The sequence below is a fragment of the Rhodanobacter sp. FW106-PBR-R2A-1-15 genome (assembly GCF_058789735.1).
In genome coordinates, this window is sequence record NZ_JBYTEM010000011.1 from 1 (window position 1) to 18,114 (window position 18,114).

The following is an 18,114-nucleotide window of genomic DNA, read 5'->3' on the forward strand; positions in this document are numbered from 1 at the left end:
TCCCCGATGGACTCCTGTAAACGTCAAACTTCTACTGCCTCCCCGGCAGAGCCGGGGGGACTCCCTCGTTGGTCTAGTGCGTGAGCTAACTCTCAGCGCCTGAGCCCAGCACCCTCACGAGGCGGCCTCTGGCTGCGGCGGAAAGCCTGCGGATTCCGAAAACCCTCGCAATTTCAACGACGGCATCATTGGTCTGGATTGATCTTGCGGCAGCGACAATTTCCTCAGGCGCCAGCTCCTCGATGAAGCGAACGTCTTCCTCTCGCTCCGGTACACGATAAATATTCCAACGATCAGGATCGTCAGCGGCTAGCCACACGAAATGTCCGTGTTCCGGCTCTGGATCGGGCTGAAAGTGGTAGTGGCGCTCAGCCAAGTCGAGGACACGCTCGCAAATAAGGCGGCCGGACCGTTTGAAACCATGCGCACGTGCGACCCGATCAACAAGCACTTTGTCCAGAATCGGGGCCTCTTGTTCCAAAACTTCGCGGAGCTACTCTGATCCGTGGAGTAAGCCACTCAACCAAATCCTGCGGCCGCCAGTGCTTGGCGGCGCCTGGCCCCAACGAGGGCCGTCCGACGCGTGCGAACCCCGTTCAACCGGCGCACCCTCAGCGTGCGCCTTGCCATCCCAAAGCGTCATTTGGCTACCACTGCTCCGCCGACCACTTCATAACGTCAAAAAGTAAGCGTCAAGTCCTGGCGAGCCGTCGGGTAATGCCATGCCGAATAAGCCACATGTACCGTAGGCTGCGGTGCCGTGGCCCGTTCCGTCCCCCCAATCTGGGCCAAGGCTATTTCGAATTATCCATCCGCTCTCGTTGAAACCAATCACGCAGATGCAATGCAGGTAGCTTTGCTTGTTATTTGGGCTTGGCGAATATGCGGGTGATACTGCCGTCGTGTACCTAAAGAAGTCTTCGCCGATCTGCATGTTTGCAATCAATGGGCCGGATAGCAATTGTTGCTTTGGCGAAACCGTAGCGGTCACTTCGGTGACTGCAGAGAGGTGGCGCGTCACGGTGAATGTGCTACAGGCACCAGGAGAGCATGGATAAGGAGAGGGTCCTGTTGCGTAGCCCTGATCGCGCATCGCGCAGAGCAGTCTTTTTGCATCGACCGGGGTTTGGCAAATGGTTTGGGGATCGGAAACCTCGTCTTGACCTATGCATGTATGGAGGTAACCAGGCGACACGACGATGGGATGGGATGGATCCGCTATTAGAGATGCGATCTGCGCTGCCCCCGAAACGGCGAAACTTGTGCACGTGTAACAGTTTTTCTGGAATTCAACCTCAGGCATCACAATTTTGTCGCGCCAGTCAAATTCTTTGTCTGAAGGGGGATTGATTGCCAGAATGACGCGCGACAAAAATCTCTGCGTCAGAGATCGCTGGACGCGACGCCACTGATGGCGCGGAAAGCTCAAATATGCCTTCTCCAGCGTTTCAGCCCGCTGCTCGACCAATGCGATTTGCGCTGCGGTTGGACGCCCATCCGTTCTCATGGCGAACCTCCCAAAGGAATGATCATTTGGGCCTTGGCCCGTGCGGCCTCAGCATTTATCAGTGCTGATTGCGCATTGATCAACGTGGCTTGGGCGCTTAAAGCACCCGTTTGATTCACAACGGCGGCATTCTGCTGTGCGTTTACTAATGCAGCCTGCGCATTAAGTACCGCCGTTTGCGCCGTGAGTGTACTGGATTGCTGCTGCAGGCCAGAAAGCCCCGCATTTAGCTTGGCGGTTGCGAGCGAATTTTGTGCATTGACGAGAGCCGCGGTGGCAGTCGTTACGTTGGTTTGACTCTGAGCGCTTGAAGTCAGTTGCGCAGAGGACAGCGCTACATTGGCGTTAATTTGGTTCGTTTCCGCCTGAGTCTTCGCTAGTTCGGCCGCCCTTACGCTGGCCGGCAGCGCTGCCAGTTGAGTGGCAGAGTCCTTCAATGATCCCGACAAGGCCGCAGCCGCAGCCACTTTCTCGCTGGTTTCAAGGGTTACCGGATTTCCATTGGCATCCAGCGAAATCGTCACAGACTCCGACCGGAATATGCCGCCTGAAGCAGGAAGCAAAAAGACGGTGCCTAGTTGGAGAACTCGGACATCCGCCACAGTCATCCCGTCGGGGAGTACAGAGCGCGGATCGATCTTATCCGGGCAATTTGCAGCCGCTGTGACAGGGTTATTATTTTCGTCTTTCTTCGTACTGGAAGCACAAATCAATAGACGAGATGGTTGCGCCACTCTAACCGGCAGGCCGTCCTTGACTTGAATACTGGCGCTGGGCGGCGTACTTGGGGGTATCCACAAGCGCGAGGCGGCGTCCCAGGTGTAGAGAGCCAACGCGACGTCAAAAGCATGTTGAAATTTGCTTGCAGCACTTTCCGCCGTCCATTTTTCCCAGACGCTATCTGGTAAGCCGAAGTTGCTTGTCGTGCGAAACTCGTTTCCGCTTAAAGGCCACATCACCACCTGTGTATCAGTCGTGACCTTAAGGTTGTCAGCTAGCGATTTTTTAGCTTTCGTGAGCGTTCGCTGTGCCGCGTCTTGTGCGAAAAGGGCCTTGGCAAGATCTTTCTTTAGGCCTTTCCCTGCAGCATTTTCGGCAGCGAGAAGGTTCACCCTGGCTGTCGCTTCGGCAAGTTGGGCGGAATCGTCGTCCACGACGTCTTGAAGCTTTTTCCCTTTTGGCGGGTAAAGCACGGCAATTGCCTTGGTCACGTCCTTGCTGCAAAGGTCGACTACGGGCTGGGCGGCAGCGGTACCGGTACCGGGCGCCCCTGCCGCAGCGCCTATGGCGATTTGCGCTACCGTGCCAATTACGTTTGAAATCACGGTCGCAGTGGCGTCCGCTGATTGTGCATTCAGGCTGCTGCTGAAGCCGGCGGCCGTCAACGACGAGGAGATGTCAGAGGTCGCAAACCATCCGTTGGATGTAAGCAGATATTGTTGATCAGGATCGAGAATCAGTGAAGACGAAGCGACAGTTTCCACCGTTCCATAAACATTAGGATTACAGCTGGTTATATGGCGAGTAATGGTCAAGGTGAACCGTGTCATCGGGAGATTCCACGGAACACCCTTGCGCAGACCGGGGTTCCCCGATGCCTTTGTGACTTTGATTCCGGCACAACCCGTACAGCCCGCGCCCACGAGCAGACAAAGAGCACTTAAGATTAAGCGCACTGCCCTCTCCTCCAGATGGCGTTAAACAACTTAAGTCTTTCGTAGAAGCTATCTTGGCCCTGGCACCGATTAGGTCGTGAAATAGCTGGTTGGCGTCAGCTAAGACTTGGTACACGCGCCGCGTTCAAAACGACTTTCCACCCCTGATAAGACGCCTTCTACGCGCGAGATAGTGAGCACGTGTCCCGTGAAGACGGAGTGAGGAAGATCCTTCGTCGAGCGCAAAGCCGCAGGCTGGCCGATCCGAGGTCCCGTAGCATTGGGTTCATATCTGTAAGCCATCCGGCAATGACGTGGCATGTCGTCCGCTACCTGCAAAATTCCTTCAATGCTTAGCAGCTTGGCTTCTAACAGATCGTCGTGGGGCTTAGGATCAGCGCTGATCTGCTCTACCCTACCCCCGATAACTTGGCCTAATCGCCCTGCCCCAGTGGCAGATCCCGGCCAGAAGTGGCTGGTTAACGCTTGAGCTGCGTGGCGGCTTAGCCGTCCGCCTCAAGCGCCAAATGGCCCTAAGGCGGTGAAGGCTCCTGGGGGACCACGTGGGAAGCATCAGAAACATATTTCCCAATCTGGGACAAAGCTCATTTCGTGCTTTCTTGTCGCTCCGTGACGCGGTTAGAAATACTGCCACGATACGCATAAGGGGATTGAGGTGTCAGAGGCGGGCCAGGCGCAATTCGGTCAGATGTTCGCGCACGAAATCGATGCGGTCCTGCCCCCAGTAGATTTCCTCGCCGACCATGAAGGTGGGAACCCCGAAAATGCCGTGCTCCTGCGCCCGCCTCCAGTTTTCTTCCAGCACCCCGTAGCGAACCGGATCGTCGGCGGCGGCGGTCGCGGCGCCTCGATCCAGGCCCACACGTTCCGCCACCGCCAGCAATACATCCAGGTCGCCGATGTCCTGGCCTTCGGCCCATTCCGCGCGCATGACCTCGATCACGTAGGGCCGCAACCGCCCCTGTTCCTGTGCAAGCAGGGAAACGGCGCCGGCGCGCGTCGGGTCCGTGGTCCTGGGCGGCGGGTTGTAGGGAATGCCCATCCGCCGGGCAAAGCGGCTGACATCCTGCCGCGCAAGGGGCACTTTGAACTTGGCACGCTCCGGTGGCGACCGGCCGCTCCAGCCGCCCAGCGGGAGCCACACGAGGTTCACATGGAACTCGTCCAGCAAGTCGAACATGCGCTTGGAGGCCAGGTAACAATAGGGGCTGCGAAAGTTGAAGAAAATCTGCAGATCAACCGCTTGCATCGTTCATCTCCATGATGGCCAAACGCTCGGCCAATTGGTGCCCCGGACAGGACGCTTGGACCGGGCTGTGGTGACTTTCGCCCGCACGATCACGTCATCAATGACCGGCCTGCTGCGCGGTGTTGCAGTTATCGCCGGGCAGAACGACCTGTCGACAGCAATCTTCCCGCCGCGCTCAGCCGGTGTGTCAGCGAGCGGAACCGTCCGTCCGGAAAAGGGTGGAGGTCGCACGCGACCTCCACCTCTACCGGATGGTCTCAGTCACCGCCTCCCGAATCACGCATGTTCTGCACCTGGAACAGGCTGGGCGGATTCAGCTTGTACGAGATCTGGCCCTTGAAGTGACCAGTGGTGCAGTGCATCGCCTCCAGGTCGACCATCGAGAACGCGTCGTCGATCGGGATGCCCGAGTGCTTGTTGATCGGCAGGTGGAAGTCCGGGTCGGTCTTGCCGATGATGAAGCTCTTCCACAGATTGCCCTTGCGGTCGTAGATCAGCGTACGCGATAGCGCACCGGTCTGCGCATCCACATAGAACAGGCGTTTGCTGACCGGCGACCCGTTGTTGACCGGCACGGCTTCCAGCTCGTAGGTCTTGCGCAGCTGCCAGGTGATCTCCGGGAAGCAACCGCCCTGGCCGCCGAACGCGACGAACTTGTAGCCGTCCGGCTGCGGGAATTCGTCCGACAGCTTCAGCTCGTTGTGGTAGTACAACGGCATCAGGATGTTCTTGGCGCCCTTGTAGGTCCACTTCATCTCCGCCACGCGGTCGTTGTAGCCCTCGAAGTCCTGGATCATCAGGTCCGAACCGAGGAACGAGTCGGTGGTCTGCCCGGTAGGCAGCCGCCGCACGCGCCGCTGGAAGCCCAGGTAAAGATAGGCATCGTCCTGCTTGCGGTCGTCATCGTAGCGCTGGATCAGCAATTGCGTATTGCGCACGTCGTCCGGACTCAGCACCTTGACGTAGATGCCGCGGTACAGGTCGGAGGGGTTGGGCGTGACTTCCGGAATCGGCGCATCCTCGAACCGGTGCTTGTAGTTGAGGAAGTTGAACTGGAAGTCGATGACGCGCTCCACCTGTCCCGTCTTCATGTTCCGGTATTGCCAGTAGAACGGGTTGATCGTGCCGTTGTCGCCCCAGTTCACCCCATGCAGGAAGTTCCAGGCCAGCTTCAAGCCTGCCTGCGGGTCGTCCAGCGAAGGCTCTTGCGGAAACGGCCGGCCGGAAACGTAGCCTTCGAGCTGCAGCGTCTTGGGATCCAGTTTGACGTTCTTGTAGCTCGCCTTGGTCGCGTCACGGAAGCTCTTGGTCAGCAGTTCCGAGAAGGTCGGCCGGGTTTGCACCTTGTACCAGCCGTTCTTGATGTAGGTGTACATCGCTGGGTCCAGCATGCCCTTGTAGGTTTCGACGTTGTCCTTGTCGATGACCACGCCCGGGGTGTAGCCCGGGAAGGTCGGCATGCCCTTGGCGTAGGGGTTGAACGAGGCATCCACGACCGGATCACCGGTCGGGCTGTTGTTCTCGACGTAGTTGTTGTCCTGCCCGGCAGCGATGGCCGCCACTGACGACAGCGCCAGCAATGCGACGAGCACGGATGCGAGTGGTTTGATGTTCATGGCGCCTCTCCTGGAGATGGTGGTGTTGATGCGCTACGCCTGCCGCTCAGAAGCTGGCGCGCAGCTTCACGAAGAGCTGGTTTTCCTTGCCCGCCGTGCCCAGCGGCCCGGCGCGGAACCGTCCCAGCGGCTCGATGCCGCCCAGGCCGTAGGAGCCGTCGGTGAATGCCTGCGGAGGATTCGCGCTGGTGAACGTGGTGAACGGCGCCCAGGGATTGCACGAGCGGCAATCGTCGAAGTTGTAGCGGCTCAGGTCGTTGTAGTGCAGCAGCGCGCCCGCCGTGATGCTTAGGTGGTTGTTGACTAGCCAGTTCACCGACGGGGAAATGGTCCCGGCGTTCGCCTTCCAGTCATGCGCGAACAGCAACTGCGGGCTGAGGCGGCCATTCATGTAGGTCGGCTTGATCAGCAGGGTGAAGGTGAGGTCGTTCTTCCAGTCGGGGATGCCGGTCGGCCCGAGCGGACTCTGGCCGCGCTGGTAGTCGAAGATGTGCTGGAAGAACAGCTGGGCGGAAATCAGCGTGGCCTGGCGGCCGCTGATGCCGGGGATGAAGGTCAGCCGGTCGATGCCGAGCACCGAACGGAACACCGGGTTGCGGGAGTACAGGTTGGGCCGCAGCGTGTTGGAGAACTCCTCGCCGGTGGTGTACGCGCCCTCGAAGCGCACGGCCGACTTGGCCCACTCCCACTGGTAGTCCAGCGAGCCGCCGATCAGATTGATCCGCGGGAACACCATGTCGAACGCAATCAGGCTCCGCACCGGTATGCCCGGGATAGGCGATCCGGTGTTGCCGGGCTGCCCGGTGAACGCGTTGACCGCTGCGCCGTTGATCGAGTGCAGGCTGGGCAACTGCGAGCGGTAGGTCAGTGCGTTCAGCGAAAAACCCAGCGTGCCGCCCGCCGAGACGCCTTCGAATTTCAGGCCGATCGGCGAGTTCTTCAGCGTCCAAGCCGGCATGTCCACGTTGCGGATGCCGATCTGGTGCGGGCCGAAGTCGGTGGCCGCGTACATACCCGGCGTGCCGGGAGGCACCGGGGCAAAGTTGGAGACGGTGCCGCCGTTGTCCCACAGGTTCTTCATGCCGCGGAAGAAGCAACCGGCATCGAGGATCGCGTTGGGCGTGCCGCACTGGCCGAGGTTGTTGGGGCGGAATTTTTCCATGTTCCAGACCAATTGCAGGTTGGACTCCTGGAACCACTTCGACGCGCCCATGCGGTATTCGACCGTGGCGATGAACATGGGAATGCGCGCATCCTCGAGCTCGTCGTAGATGTTGTTGCGCGAATAGTCCACCGGATTGATCACGTCGAGCACGCGGAACAGGTCCGTCCGCCCCCAGATCACCTGCTGACGACCGACCTTGACGAACACCGACTGCGTCGGCGAGAGCGGGATGTTGCCGCTGGCATAGATCTCGCGCAGGAAGTCGAAGCGATTGTTGAACTCCGGCAGCTCCAGGTCGTGCCTGCTCAGGTTGCCGTAACCGCCGAAGTTGGCGCAGCCGCGTGAATCCACGTTGCAGGGCCGTACCGGCACGCCGAACTCGACGCCGCCGCGCGTGGTCGAGTGCCAACGCTGGCCCAGCACCTGCATGCCCTGGTTGGGGTTGTAGTTGGGCGCATTGGGATTGGTGGAATTGATCCCGAAGGCGTTCGAGGGTGGCAGCCCCAGCGCGGTCGCCTCGGCCTGGTTGATGCCGCCGCCATGCGGAACGAATGCCTGCGAGAGGTTCGGGAACGGGTTGCCGGGGATGCCGGCGAAGACGGGCGACGCTGTATTCTGCAATACGATCGGCCCGCCGGCCTTGTCGCCGTATTCCTTGTCGTTGAGGCGGTAGACACCGTCATAGGTGCCGCGCAAGGTGGCGTGGAATTTCCAGTGATCGGACAATTTCTTGTCCAGGGCGAGCTGGAACGTGTTGCGTTCTTTCGACAACCCCACCGTATTGCCGGTGTAGTCCTGGCCGCGGACCTGGGTTTCGTTCTCGTAATACCCGTGCACGATCCAGCCCGTCGAAGACGACTGCGCACGAACAAGGCACGGCAACGACAACGAGGACACGCCGGCGATCGCAAGGATCATGCTGCTTTGTAAGGCTTTCAATTTCACCTTCATCGGTACCCCCTCCCCCTCATGTAGGTTGGTGTGGACTTCACGCGGTTCTTGATTCCGCGAGCTGCGCCTCCCCGGGCGCCTCCCGCGTGACGCACGTTTCCTGGTCGGCGTGCTGGTGGATCTCCCAATCGCTGGCGCTGGCGTGCGTGACGAAGTGTGGGCGCAACACCAGGCACCAGGCGGGCACGATGAACATCGCCGCCAGCGCATTGAGGACGAGCATGAACGACAGCAACAACGCGGCATCGGACTGGAAGCGCAGGTCCGACATGAATATCCACAGGGCCACACCGGCCACCAGCGTCACCGCGGTGAAACTCACCGCGTAGCCGGTGGTGCTGAACGCCTCGATCACCGCCCGCCGCAGGTCGTGGACGCGGCTCATTTCCTCGCGGATGCGGTCCATGAAATAGACCGCGTAGTCGATGCCCACGCCGACGCCGACGGCAATCACCGGCACTGCATTGACGTCGATGCCGATGTCCTTCCAGCCCATGTAGGCATAGGTCAGCACGGTGGAGAACAGCATCGGCACCACCATAAGTACGCCTGCGTGCAGCGAGCGGTAGTACGCGGTGACCAGCAGGAAGGCGATCAGCATGACCAGCGGGATGATCACCACGTTGTCGCGGTCGATCGCCTGGTTGGCCGCCGCGGTGACGCCGATGATGCCGCCGGCCAGTTCCATCGACAGCCCTTCCACACCCGGCGCGATGGCGGCGATGCTGCGGCGCGCCTGCGCCATCGCGCGGTCGATGGTCACCGCGCGATGGTCCTTGTAATAGAACACCACGTCGGCCTCGTCGCCGGCCGGGTTGACGAACTCCTTCAGCGCACCGGGCACCGGACTCGATGCCATGTACGCGAACATCAGGCCGCCTGCTTCGCGCGCGCCGTGCGGGATCTGCGCCCAGCGCGGATCGTTGTAGTGGGTCAGCCGGTTGACCTGGCGCACTACCAGCGGCAACGCCTTGGTGCCGCCGGTATCCGGGTCGAGCATCATGTCGGCCTGCAGCGACTCGATCGCGTGCATCGCCTGCGGCTGCTTGAGCCCGTTCGGCTTGTCCGTGCGCACCAGCACGTGCAGTTCCTCCGAGCCGGGGAACGCGGTGTTGATCGCCTTGGTCGATAGGTTGTAGTCGTGGTTGCGTTTGAGCAGCGGCGAGCCGGGTTCGGAGTCGCCGATCTGCACATGCGCGGCGTAGTAGCCACCCACCACGAACAGCAGCACCATCACGCCGAGGATCGTCACGGCGCCGCGCTGGTTGCCGCCGGTGCGCGCCATGAAGGCGCCGAGCGCAGCGCGAATCGCGTGGTTCTTGTTCTGCGTCTTGCGCGGCGCGGGCAGCACCGTCAGCGCCAGCGGCACCATGAAGTGCACGGTGAAGATCACCGACATCGCCCAGAACCCGGCCGACAGGCCCAGCTTGTGGTCGAACGGCACCGTCGCCAGCACCAGCACGCCGATGCCCAGCGCATCGACGATGATCGCCAGCGAGCCGGGGCGGAACAGCGCATCGAGCGCGTTGCGCGCCGCCTTGCGGCCGTCGTGCACCAGCTCGAACTCCTCGTAGTAGCGCGCGACCAGCTGCACGCCGTGCGAGGTCGCCCGGGCCGCTATCAGGAACGGGATCGGCATCGCCAGCGGCTCCAGGTTGAAGCCGCACAGCGCCATGAAACCCAGGCCCCAGATCGTCGACAGGCTGATGCCGACCAGCGGCAGCAGCACGCCGTAGAAGCGCCGGAAGTACAGGATCAGCAGCGTCGCCAGCAGCGCCAGCGTACCGAACAGGATCGCGATGATCTGGTCGAGGTAGGTGTAGACGTAGCCGATCAGCACCGGGTTGCCGGTGGTGTGGATGTCGTAGCCCGGGGTCGCCAGGTCGGCGCGCAACTTGACCAGCGCGTCGATGAAGCTGCGGTAGTCGATCTCCCCTTCGGTCAATCGCGCACGGATCAGCGCCGAGCTGAAATCGGGCGAGACCAGCAGGCCGTAGACCTGCGGGTTCTCCACCACGTCCGCCTTGAGCGCCTGCATCGCCGCCGTGCTGGTGGCCGGGTTCTGCGGGTCGTAATACGGCGTGGAGACGATGCTGCCGTCGTTGGCCAGGTGGGTCGAGCGCACCGTGCGGTGGGTCAGGCTGGAAACCTGGTTGTGGTCGACGTGAGGCAGGCTGTCCACGCCCTGGGTGGCCTTGTAGATCAGCGTCAGCGCCTGCGGATTGAAGATGGAGCCATCCCTGGCGTGCACCACCATCACCATCTGGTTGGCGCCGCCGAAGTTCTGCTTGATGCGGTTGTAGGTCTGGATGTACGAGCTGCTTTGCGGCAGCAGGTCGTTGAAGTCGGTGTACATCCGCAGCTTCGGCAGGAAGCTGGCGAACACCGCCGTCACCAGCAGGATCAGGCCGAGTACGATTTTCGGATTGGCAAACAGCCATTGCTCGCCGCGGATCAGGATTCCAGTAATGGCGTCACGGATTTTTTTCATGATGGGCGCCCTCAATCGGCTTGGTGGTTCGGACTGAGCCGATGCAGGTTGTCGCCGCCGGCGACGAATACCCCGCCGGACGGGAGCAGTGTCAGTGCGGTCAGCTCGCCCGAACCCGTACCCGCGTCGCCGGTGTCGACGGCGGTCCAGGCGCCGGCGAGCCAGCGGATCACCCGGCCGTCTGCGCCGACGCCCCAGGCCGCGTCGCCTGCCCCGTTCAAGGCGTAGATCGGCGCCTTCGCCGGGTTGTCGACGGCGATCCAGGTCGCGCCGCCGTCGGACGTGCCGAACAACGCGCCCGCCACGCCACTGACCCAGCCGTGGTCGCGATCGCGGAAATACATCGCGTAGGGATAGAAGTCCGGCGGCAGCGGTGCCGACAGTGCCCAGTGCGCCCCGGCGTCCGAGGTCACCGCCACACTGCCGAACTCGCCGACGGCGATGCCATGCTGCGGATCGGAGAAGTGCACGCTGCTCAGGATGGCATCCTTGTCCAGCGCCGTGGACGCCCAGGTCTTGCCCCGATCCTTGCTCGAAGCGATGCCGGTACGACTGCCCACGACCCATAGCCGATTCGTGCCATCGCAAGTCATGGCGACGGGATCCATCTTGGTGTCGATCGGACGTGCCACCCATTGCCCGCCCTGCTCCACCCACACCCGGCGGTGGAAATCCAGCGCCACCAGCGTGCCGTCGGGACAGGCGCTGACACCGATGATCGACGCCGGCTGCGGCAGTTCGGTGCGCGTCCAGCTCTTGCCCTCGTCCTGGCTGGCGAGCAGCACGCCGCCGAGCGTGCCGGCCAGCAGCCGGCCCTTGGTCGCCGCCACCGCATCGAACTGGTCGGTGCGATGGATCGATTTGGCGCGCTCGGCGGCCACCGCGGGATCGCCGTGGTCGGCCTTGGTGCACGCGGCCAGCGTGACGGCGAGCAGAGCCGTCAGTGCCGCCACGCACAGATGTTTCATCTCGATGAGTTGCATGTTTCCCCGCCCTCGACGTGCGTTGCACGGCGCCCGGTGCGCCCCGTTCCCCCACCCTGGCCTGCGGAGCGGCGGCGCCGCCCCGCGCGCCGCTATGCCGCGGTGCCGGTCTTGCGCACGCCGCGCTCGCGCGCCATGCGGAAGGCGGTGTCCTCGATCATGTCTTCCTGCCCGCCGACCATGCCGCGCCGGCCCATTTCCAGCAGGATTTCCCGCGCCGGCACGCCGTACTTCTCCTCGGCGCGCCAGGCAAAACCGAGGAACGAGCCGTAGACACCGGCGTAGCCCAGAGCCAGCGCATCGCGACCGATGCGCTGCGGCGTTTTCTTCATCGGCACGACCAGGTCTTCGGCGACGTCCTGGATCGCGAACAGATCCACCCCGGTCTCGATGCCCATCAGGTCGCACACGGTCACGAACACTTCCGTCTGCGTGTTGCCCGCGCCCGCACCCAGCCCGGCGCAGGACGCGTCGATGCGGTTGGCACCGGCTTCCACCGCGGCCACGCTGTTGGCCACCCCCATCGAGAGGTTGTTGTGGCCATGGAAGCCCAGCTCGGTTTCCGGGCGCAGCGCATGGCGCAGCGCGCCGATCTTTTCCTGCACCTGCGCCGGCAGCATGTGGCCGGCCGAATCGGTCACGTAGATGCAGTTGGCGCCGTAGCCTTCCATCAGCTTCGCCTGCCCGATCAAGCCCTCGGCCGAGTTCATGTGGCTCATCATCAGGAAGCCGACGGTGTCCATACCCAGCTTGCGCGCCTCGGTGATGTGCTCCTCGGACACGTCCGCCTCGGTGCAGTGCGTGGCTATGTAGATGCTGCGTACACCAAGGTCGTGCGCCTTCTTCAGGTGCGTTACCGTGCCGATGCCCGGCAGCAGCAGCGCGGACACCGTGGCGCGCTTCATCAAGGGGATGACTGTCGACAGGTACTCCTCGTCGGAGTGCTTGCCGAAGCCGTAGTTGACCGAGCCGCCGCCGAGGCCCTCGCCATGGGTGACCTGGATCAGCGGGATGCCGGCCTGGTCCAGCCCGGTGGCCACGGTAGTCATCTGCTCCAGCGTCATCTGGTGGCGCATGGGATGCATGCCGTCGCGCAGGGTGACGTCGTGCAGGGTGATGCGGGTCTTGTTCGAGTTCATGGTGCGGTCCTCAGGCCACTTGCAGGCTCAGCGAGCCATCGAGAATGCGTTCGGCGAACATCTCCGCCGTACGCGTCGCCGCGGCGGTCATGATGTCCAGGTTGCCGGAGTACTTCGGCAGGAAATCGCCCAGCCCCTCGACCTCCAGGTAGATCGAGACGCGGTTGCCTTCGAACACCGGGCCCTGCACGACGCGGTAGCCGGGCAGGTACTTCTGCACCTCGCTCACCATCTGCTGGACCGACTCGGTGATGGCGCGTTCGTCGGGCGCTTCCTCGGTCAGGCAATACACCGTGTCGCGCATGATCAGCGGCGGCTTGGCCGGGTTGAGGATGATGATGGCCTTGCCCTTTTTCGCGCCGCCCACCTGCTCGACGGCGCTGGCCGTGGTGACGGTGAACTCGTCGATGTTGAGCCGCGTGCCGGGGCCGGCCGAACGCGACGACACGGTGGCCACGATCTCGCCATAGGCCACCTTCTGCACCCGCGACACGGCCGCCACCATCGGCACGGTCGCCTGGCCGCCGCAGGTGACCATGTTGAGGTTCATCTCGCGCTGTTCGGTATGCTTCTTGAGGTTGATCGGCGGCACGCAGTAGGGGCCGATCGCCGCCGGCGTGAGGTCGATCATCATCACGCCGAGCGCGGTGAGCTTGTCCGAGTTCGCCTTGTGCGCGTAGGCGCTGGTGGCGTCGAAGGCGATCTGTACGCCGTCGGCCGCAACGTATGGCAGCATGCCGTCGACGCCCTCGGCGGTGGTCTTCAGTCCGAGGTCGCGCGCGCGGGCCAGACCCTCGGAGGCTGGGTCGACGCCGACCATCCAGACCGGCTCCAATACTTCGGAACGGCGCAGTTTGTAGAGCAGGTCGGTGCCGATGTTGCCGGGGCCGATGATGGCGCACTTGATCTTGTTCATTGATCCGATTCCTTGCATGGCTCAAACGAAACGCATCGACACGCTGCCCAGGTCCTGGAAGCGCACGTGGATGGCATCCCCGGCGGCTACCGCAATCGCCTCCGTGGCGCCGCCGCTCATGATGAAAGTGCCGGCCGGCAGCTCTTCGCCGCGGCTGGCCAGATGGTTGGCCAGCGCGGCCACCGCCACCGCCGGATGGCCCAGCACGGCCGCGCCCGCCGCCATCGCCACGACCTCGCCGTTCTTCTCCATGACCAGGCCCAGCGTGCGCAGGTCGAGTCCCTCGACGTCACGCGCGACGCTGCCGACGACGAAGCGGCTGGCGGAGGTGTTGTCGGCGATCACGCTGGCAAGGTCGAAGCGGAAGTTCTCGTAGCGCGAGTCGATGATCTCCACCGCCGCCACCACGAAATCCGTCGCCGCAAGCACCGCGCCGGCATGGCAGCCGGGGCCGCGCAGCTGCTGCTTCAGCACGAAGGCGATCTCGGCCTCGACCTTCGGATGGATCAGCTCCGACACCTTGATCTCGTCGCCGTTGGCGACGCTCATGTAGTCGAACAGCAGGCCGAAGCATGGCGTGGCGACGCCCATCTGCTTCATCTTGGCGCGCGAGGTCAGGCCGGCCTTGTGGCCGGCGACGCGCGCGCCGCGTGCTTCCTTGCGGCTGCGGATCGCCGTCTGGATGGCGTAGGCGTCGTCCCAGTCCAGCGCCGGGTGCGCGTCGGTGATCTTGGCGACGGCGTGCGCATGCAGTTCGGCATCTTCGAGATGCACCGCCAGTTGCTGGATGGTTTGTTGGTCGAGGGTCATGGCGTCGTGCTCATCAGGCGAAGCGCACCGAGCAGCTGCCGAGGCCGCCGACGCTGCAGTGGAAGGAATCGCCGGCCACGACTGGCATCAGCGGCGACTGCGAACCGGACAGGATCACCTCGCCCGCCTTGAGCGGGATGCCGAGCGTACCGAGCGTGTTGGCCAGCCAGACCACCGCGTTGACCGGCGAGCCCTGCACCGCAGCACCGGCGGCGGTCGAGACGATGTCGCCGTTCTTCTCGACCACCATGCCGGCGACCGCGAGATCGAGCCCGCGCAGCGAGCGCGGCGTGCCGCCGAGCACGAATACGCCGCAGGAGGCGTTGTCGGCGACCGTGTCCTGGATCTTGATTTTCCAGTCCTGGATACGCGAATCGACGATCTCGAAACAGGGCAGCACGAAGTCGGTGGCGCGCAGCACGTCGGCGGCGCTGATGCCCGGACCATTGAGATCGGCCTTGAGGATGAACGCCACCTCCGCCTCGGCCTTGGGCGCGATCAGCGTGTCCACCGGGATCGGTTCGCCTTCGCTGTAGACCATGCCCGACAGCAGCTGGCCGAAGTCCGGCTGGTAGACCTGGAGCATGTTCTGCACCGCTTTGGAGGTGACGCCGATCTTCTTGCCGACGACCGTCTCGCCCTGCTTGATGCGGCGCTCGATCATGCGCAGCTGGATGCGGTAGGCGTCGTCGATGTCGATGTCCGGCACGCGGTCGGTCAGCGGCGCCACCGCGCGGCGCGCGACCAGTGCGTCGTACAGCTCGTCGCCGTGCCGGCGAATGTCCCGTGGATTCATGGTCATGGCGTCACGCGGCCTCGTCGAGGAAGTCGGTGACCAGGCGCGCGAACCGTGCCGAGTGCTCGATCTGGGTCCAATGGCCGCACTTGCCGAACACATGCAACTGCGCGTTCGGAATCCAGTCGGCCAGGGTGAGCGAAGTCGCCAGCGGCAGCACCTGGTCCTCGCGGCCGTGGATCACCAGTGTTTCGTGCGGCAGTGCGCGGATGTCCGCCGTCGGCGTGCACAGCGCATCGACTCCGCGCTGGCGCGGCGCCGGGAACATTGCCGAGAACGATTCCTGGAACCCGGGCCGGATGCTGGCGCGGTAGCGTAGCTCGGCCAGTTCGTCGGTGACCAGCGCGCGGTCGTAGGCGAACAGATCCATCATCTTGCGCATGTTCTCGAACGAAGGCTGGTAGCCCCAGACTTCGTCCAGCCCCGGCGTGATTTTGAACGGCACGCCGGCGGCGCCCATCAGCACAAGCCGGCGCACGCGCTCGGGATGGCGGGCGGCCAGCGCCAGTGACAGCGCACCGCCGAAGGAGTTGCCGACCAGGTCCACCTGTGGCAGCTTCAGCGCGTCCATCACGCCGATCGCATGGGTGACCCAGTTGTCCATCGTGTAGTGGTAACCGGCGGGACGGTCGGTGAAACCGAAGCCGACCATGTCCGGCGCAACCACGCGACGGCGCTCGGCGAACGTCGGCATCACCGGCCGCCAGTTCGCGAACGCACTGACGCCGGGGCCGGAGCCGTGGATCAGCAGCAGCGGCACGCCCGCGGCGCTACGGTTGAGGTCGTGGTAGTTGGTGCAGATGCCGGCGGCGACGATGTCCTGGCCGATTTCGGGATTGCTGTGGGCGTTCATGTCGGGTCTCTGGATGGCGGTCAGGCGTACTTGATGCAGACGTTGCGCAGCTCGGTGTAGAACTCCAGCGAGTGCACGCCGCCTTCGCGGCCGATGCCGCTCTGCTTGCTGCCGCCGAACGCGGTGCGCAGGTCGCGCAGGAACCAGCTGTTGATCCAGGTGATGCCGACGTCGATCCGGCTGGCGACGCGATGCGCGCGGCCCAGGTTCCCGGTCCACACCGTGGTGCACAGGCCGTAGGGCGTGTCGTTGGCGAGAGCGACGACTTCGTCCTCGCTGTCGAACGGCGCGATGTGGCAGCACGGGCCGAAGATCTCCTCGCGCACTACCGCCGAGGTCTCGGGCAGTCCGGTCCAGATCGTCGGCTCGATCCACGAGCCATCCTGCAGCGCGGCCGGCATCTTCGGCACGCCGCCGCCGGTGACGATGGTGGCGCCGTCGGCCTTGGCGCTGGCGTAGTAACGCAGCACCTTCTGCTGGTGCTCCTTCGAGATCAGCGGGCCGATGCCGGTGGCCTTGTCGTCGGGCAGGCCGGGTTTCATCGCCTCGGCTTTCTGCTTCAGCGCGGCAACGAACCTGTCGAAGATCGGCCGCTCGACGTAGACGCGCTCGGTGCCCAGGCAGACCTGGCCGCAGTTGACGAAGGCGGCGCGCGCGATGCCGTCCACCGCCGCGTCGAAATCCGCGTCGGCGAACACGATGCCGGCGTTCTTGCCGCCCAGCTCGAACGACACCGGGCGCACGCCTTTCGACGCCGCGGCCATGATTGCCTCGCCGGTGCGCGTCTCGCCGGTGAAGGTGATCGCGTCGACGCCGCGGTGCGTGGTCAGGAACTCGCCGGCCGAATCCGGGCCGAGCCCGTGCACGACGTTGTAGACGCCCTTCGGCACGCCGACCGCGTTCATCACCTCGCCGAGCAGGGTCGCGGTGGCCGGCGTTTCCTCGGACGGTTTGACCACCACCGTGTTGCCGCAGGCCAGCGCGGGGCCGACCTTCCAGGTCATCAGCAACAGCGGCAGGTTCCACGGGCAGACCACCGCGATCACGCCGCGCGGCTTGCGCATGGCGTAGTTCAGCGCAGCGCCACCGTCGGGCGTGGCCATCTCGAACGTTTCCGTCGGCACGTTCTTGATGACGTCGGCGAAGATCTTGAAATTGGCCGCGCCACGCGGGATGTCGATGTGGCTGGCCATGCTGCGCGGCTTGCCGGTGTCGGCGACCTCGGCATCGAGGAAATCGTCGAAGCGGCGGTTGATCTCGTCGGCCACCGCGTACAGCAGCTCGACCCGCTCGGCCAGCTTCAGCGCGCCCCACGGCCCGTGCAGTGCCGCGCGCGCCGCGCGTACCGCCTGGTCCACCTCGGCGCGGCCGGCTTCGTGGACCTGGCCGATCACGCGGTTGTCGACCGGGTTGCGGTTCTCGAACTGGCGCTGCGTGGAGACCCAGCCGCCGTCGATGAAATTCTGGAATTGCTTCATGGCGCGTTCTTCTTCGTTCGGGCTTTTGAGAGATTCATGGGAAGGGCGTCCAGGCCCGCGTGCGCGATCGCCTCGTCCTGCGCCTCGCTACCACCGGAGACGCCGATGCCGCCGATGCGCTGGCCGTCTTCGAGCACTGGCAGGCCGCCGCCGAAGGCGATGAAGCGCGGCCGCAGCACGATGCCCTCGCGCACTGCGGCGGAATGCTCGGCCAGTGCCTGCGGCCAGCGCGAGGTGGGCAGGCCGAAACTCGCGGCGGTGTAGGCCTTGTCGATGGCGATCTCCACCGAGTGCAGCGGCGCGCCAGGCATGCGCAGGAACGCGGCCAGCACGCCGGCCGGATCGACCACCGCCACATTGACGCGTACCCGCATGTCCTGTGCGGCCTGCGCGGCTGCGACGACCAGCGCCTGCGCCGCTGGCCAGTCGATGCAGCGCTGCAACACGCTGCACGACGGCACCGCCTGGGGCATGCCGGCATTCA

At 63.8% G+C, this 18,114-nt stretch carries 15 protein-coding genes; all 15 read right to left on the reverse strand.

Annotated elements, in window-relative coordinates; translation table 11 throughout:
* Window positions 1-85: 85 nt before the first annotated feature.
* The gene (locus tag AC3WTD_RS07725; protein ID WP_492613434.1) at window positions 86-481 is read right to left on the reverse strand and encodes a DUF3320 domain-containing protein; all 396 of its coding nucleotides are present in this window, start codon (window positions 479-481) and stop codon (window positions 86-88) included.
* A 189-nt stretch (window positions 482-670) separates the two neighbouring features.
* A complete protein-coding gene (locus tag AC3WTD_RS07730; protein ID WP_492613435.1) occupies window positions 671-1,507 on the reverse strand; it encodes a C1 family peptidase in 837 nt (278 codons plus the stop codon).
* Window positions 1,504-3,057, reverse strand: coding sequence for an HlyD family secretion protein (locus AC3WTD_RS07735; protein WP_492613436.1), 1,554 nt, complete (start codon window positions 3,055-3,057; stop codon window positions 1,504-1,506). The genes AC3WTD_RS07730 and AC3WTD_RS07735 overlap by 4 nt, the downstream gene beginning before the upstream one ends.
* 784 nt (window positions 3,058-3,841) lie before the next feature.
* Window positions 3,842-4,432, reverse strand: a complete 591-nt coding sequence (locus tag AC3WTD_RS07740) for a 2-hydroxychromene-2-carboxylate isomerase (protein ID WP_027492000.1) — start codon at window positions 4,430-4,432, stop codon at window positions 3,842-3,844.
* Between the two features lie 257 nt (window positions 4,433-4,689).
* Complete coding sequence (locus AC3WTD_RS07745) at window positions 4,690-6,048, reverse strand: DUF1329 domain-containing protein (protein WP_492613437.1); 1,359 nt, start codon at window positions 6,046-6,048, stop codon at window positions 4,690-4,692.
* Between the two features lie 46 nt (window positions 6,049-6,094).
* Window positions 6,095-8,131 carry a DUF1302 family protein gene (locus tag AC3WTD_RS07750; RefSeq protein ID WP_492613438.1) on the reverse strand — a complete coding sequence of 679 codons (2,037 nt, stop codon included), beginning with the start codon at window positions 8,129-8,131 and terminating at the stop codon, window positions 6,095-6,097.
* A 70-nt stretch (window positions 8,132-8,201) separates the two neighbouring features.
* Window positions 8,202-10,655 carry an efflux RND transporter permease subunit gene (locus tag AC3WTD_RS07755; protein WP_492613439.1) on the reverse strand — a complete coding sequence of 818 codons (2,454 nt, stop codon included), beginning with the start codon at window positions 10,653-10,655 and terminating at the stop codon, window positions 8,202-8,204.
* An 11-nt stretch (window positions 10,656-10,666) separates the two neighbouring features.
* Window positions 10,667-11,638 (reverse strand): WD40/YVTN/BNR-like repeat-containing protein, encoded by a 972-nt coding sequence (locus tag AC3WTD_RS07760; RefSeq protein ID WP_492613440.1) that lies wholly within the window; start codon window positions 11,636-11,638, stop codon window positions 10,667-10,669.
* A gap of 92 nt (window positions 11,639-11,730) precedes the next feature.
* Window positions 11,731-12,777 carry a 4-hydroxy-2-oxovalerate aldolase gene (gene dmpG, locus AC3WTD_RS07765; protein WP_492613441.1) on the reverse strand — a complete coding sequence of 349 codons (1,047 nt, stop codon included), beginning with the start codon at window positions 12,775-12,777 and terminating at the stop codon, window positions 11,731-11,733.
* Between the two features lie 10 nt (window positions 12,778-12,787).
* The gene (locus AC3WTD_RS07770) at window positions 12,788-13,693 is read right to left on the reverse strand and encodes an acetaldehyde dehydrogenase (acetylating) (RefSeq protein WP_492613442.1); all 906 of its coding nucleotides are present in this window, start codon (window positions 13,691-13,693) and stop codon (window positions 12,788-12,790) included.
* Between the two features lie 21 nt (window positions 13,694-13,714).
* Complete coding sequence (dmpH, locus tag AC3WTD_RS07775; protein WP_492613443.1) at window positions 13,715-14,503, reverse strand: 2-oxo-3-hexenedioate decarboxylase; 789 nt, start codon at window positions 14,501-14,503, stop codon at window positions 13,715-13,717.
* Between the two features lie 13 nt (window positions 14,504-14,516).
* Window positions 14,517-15,305 carry a 2-oxopent-4-enoate hydratase gene (gene dmpE / locus AC3WTD_RS07780; protein WP_492613444.1) on the reverse strand — a complete coding sequence of 263 codons (789 nt, stop codon included), beginning with the start codon at window positions 15,303-15,305 and terminating at the stop codon, window positions 14,517-14,519.
* 4 nt (window positions 15,306-15,309) lie between these two features.
* Window positions 15,310-16,152: an alpha/beta fold hydrolase gene (locus tag AC3WTD_RS07785; RefSeq protein WP_492613445.1), complete on the reverse strand. Its 843-nt coding sequence runs from the start codon at window positions 16,150-16,152 to the stop codon at window positions 15,310-15,312.
* Between the two features lie 20 nt (window positions 16,153-16,172).
* Window positions 16,173-17,630: a 2-hydroxymuconic semialdehyde dehydrogenase gene (locus AC3WTD_RS07790; RefSeq protein ID WP_492613446.1), complete on the reverse strand. Its 1,458-nt coding sequence runs from the start codon at window positions 17,628-17,630 to the stop codon at window positions 16,173-16,175.
* Complete coding sequence (locus AC3WTD_RS07795) at window positions 17,627-18,103, reverse strand: GlcG/HbpS family heme-binding protein (protein ID WP_027491991.1); 477 nt, start codon at window positions 18,101-18,103, stop codon at window positions 17,627-17,629. The genes AC3WTD_RS07790 and AC3WTD_RS07795 overlap by 4 nt, the downstream gene beginning before the upstream one ends.
* Window positions 18,104-18,114 lie beyond the last annotated feature (11 nt).